Below are 2,430 nucleotides of genomic sequence, written 5' to 3' on the forward strand. Positions count from 1 at the left end.
GACCCGCGTGACGAACCGCGCAGAGGCGAGCCATGGGGCTATGACAGGAACCGCGCCGACCCGTACGCACCCAGCCACCCCGCTCCCGGCGGCGGGGATGATCCGTTCGGCCTGGACCGTGCGAGCGCCGTTCCACGCGGCCCGGTAACAGCACCGCCCGACTACCACCGCCCACGTCCCAACCAGCATGTGCCCGCACGACCGTCCCGAGAGGCCGGCGACGGCTACGACGCCGCCTGCCCGAACTGTCACAATCCGCACGAGCCGGGTACGCGGTTCTGCGAGGTGTGCGGATTCGATCTGGTCCTGCGAGAACGCCCCGGCACACCGGACCGGGGAGCGGTGCAGACCGGCTGGGACGTGCTTGTCGAAGCCGAGCGCGAGTACTACGACAGTGGCGATGACCACCGTGTCCCGTTCCCCACGGTCTACCCACGGCGGGTCTTCACCCTCAGCGGCCCCCGGCTGCTGATCGGGCGACGCAGCGAGTCCCGCGGCATCCATCCGGAGATCGACCTGTCCGGCACACCGGAGGATCCGGGTATCTCCCGCGCGCACGCCATGCTCGAGCTGATGGCGGACGGTGGGTACGCTGTACTCGACCCTGGCTCAACGAACGGTACCCGGATCAACGACGAACCGAATCCGATCCCACCGGGCCAGCCAGTACCGCTGCGCAACGGCGACCGAGTCTACCTCGGCGCCTGGACGCGGATCACGATCCGCATGCTCGCTCGATAGCCGCTTCCGGGCTCTGCCCCAGCCGACGGCGCGCAATCATCGTGCTTCTTCCGTGCCGTCGGCGGGAGCGCTGGCTCACGCCAGATGCCAGCGCTGCCCCTCCGGAGTGTCCTCAACCACTATGCCCCCAGCCGCGAGCCGGGCTCGGATCCCATCTGCCTCGGCGTAGTCCCGCCGGGCACGCGCGGCCGACCGCAGATCGAGGACAATCTCCATGACCCCGTCGAGCGCGGGCCTCAGTTCGGAACCGGCCGTGGGCCACTGCGCGATCGGATCAAGCCCAAGGACCGCGAGCATCCGGCGCACGACGTCGACCCAGCTGGCAAGCTCCCGGCTGCGCGTCTTGGACAGCACCTGGTTCCCGCGTCCGACAGCGCCGAACAGGACCGCCAGCGCCCGGGAGACCGCGAGGTCGTCGTCGAGCGCAACCGCGAAGGCACGCCAGGCCTGCGCCGGGTTCCCAACCATGGCCGCGTCCACCGGAGCGCCCCCGGCCGCGGTGTCGGCCGCCAGCGGCCCGGCATGACCATCAAGCACGCGCTGTGCCCCGACGGCGCATTCAGCCGCAAGTGCCGCAGCCTCGTCGGGCCCACCCAGGATGTCCAAGGCGTTGCGCACAAAGGTCTCGACGCGGTCATGGGCCGCGGCCGATTCGGCCAGCCCTTCCTGGCCGTATTCCAGCGATGAGCGATAGTGCGCGCCGAGCAGATGGTAACGCAGCACCTGCGGTCTGACCTGGTCAAGCGCATCGGCGACCAGGAACGAGTTGCCCAGTGACTTCGACATCTTGGTACCGCGGGTCGTCAGCAGGCCGACATGCATCCAGTAACGGGCCATCTCAGCTGTGCCGGCCACGGCAGGCTGCCGGCCCGCGCCCATGGCGCAGACCGACTGGGCGCGCTCATTCTCGTGGTGCGGAAAGACAAGGTCAAGACCGCCACCGTGGATGTCGAAAATCTCGCCGAGATACTTGCCCGCCATGGCTGAGCACTCGATATGCCACCCTGGACGGCCTCGCCCCCAGGGTGACTCCCAGAACGGCTCACCCGGCTTCGCGCCCTTCCAGAGCGCGAAATCACGAGGGTCGGCCTTCCCTGATTCGCTCTCCGATGACGCCTGCATGGCGTCCGGGCGCTGATTCGACAACTGTCCATAACCGGCGAAGCGAGCGACCCGGAACCAGACCGACCCGGCGCTTACGTAAGCGCAGCCGACATCCAACAGTCTGGCGATGAGCGCCAGCATCTCCGGGATATGGCCGGTCGCCCGTGGCTGAATCGTGGCCGGCAGCACACCGAGAACACGGTATGCGTCATCGAAGGCCCGCGTCTGGCGGGTGGCGAGCTCCCACACGCTCTCGCCGGCCCGGTCCGCGTTAATAATGATCTTGTCGTCGATATCAGTGATGTTCTGGACAAAGGTCACTTCAAGCCCGGACGCGGTGAGCCAGCGGCGCAGTACATCGAAGGCGACCGCGGTACGTACATGCCCGACATGCGGCGCGGACTGGACGGTGGGCCCACAGACATACACGCCCACATGACCGGGGTGCAACGGCTCAAACGGCCGTATGCGCCGGGTGCGCGTGTCGTAGATGTGGAGTCCCATCCGTCAAGCGTACGGCGCGGCTCCCGCTCGTACGTCCACAGCCCCGATCAAAACCCGGCTTAGTGGTCGCCGCCGGAAGTT

Annotated in this window: 2 protein-coding genes; one reads left to right on the plus strand and one right to left on the minus strand. The window is 68.0% G+C overall.

Annotated features, from left to right (window positions below; translation table 11 throughout):
• A partial coding sequence (locus tag MJ785_RS20625; protein ID WP_239382431.1) for an FHA domain-containing protein occupies positions 1–741 on the plus strand: 741 nt, incomplete at its 5' end.
• A gap of 75 nt (positions 742–816) precedes the next feature.
• On the opposite strand, the gene cysS is transcribed toward MJ785_RS20625, so the two are convergent.
• The gene (gene cysS, locus MJ785_RS20630; protein WP_239313919.1) at positions 817–2,349 is read right to left on the minus strand and encodes a cysteine--tRNA ligase; all 1,533 of its coding nucleotides are present in this window, start codon (positions 2,347–2,349) and stop codon (positions 817–819) included.
• Positions 2,350–2,430: the final 81 nt, after the last annotated feature.

The sequence above is a fragment of the Protofrankia sp. CiT1 genome (assembly GCF_917627335.1).
Taxonomy (GTDB): Bacteria; Actinomycetota; Actinomycetes; order Frankiales; family Frankiaceae; genus Protofrankia.

Excerpts from the sequence above, each read along its gene's own strand:
- cysS (WP_239313919.1), bottom strand. The coding sequence starts at position 2,349 with ATGGGACTCCACATCTACGACACGCGCACCCGGCGCATACGGCCGTTT.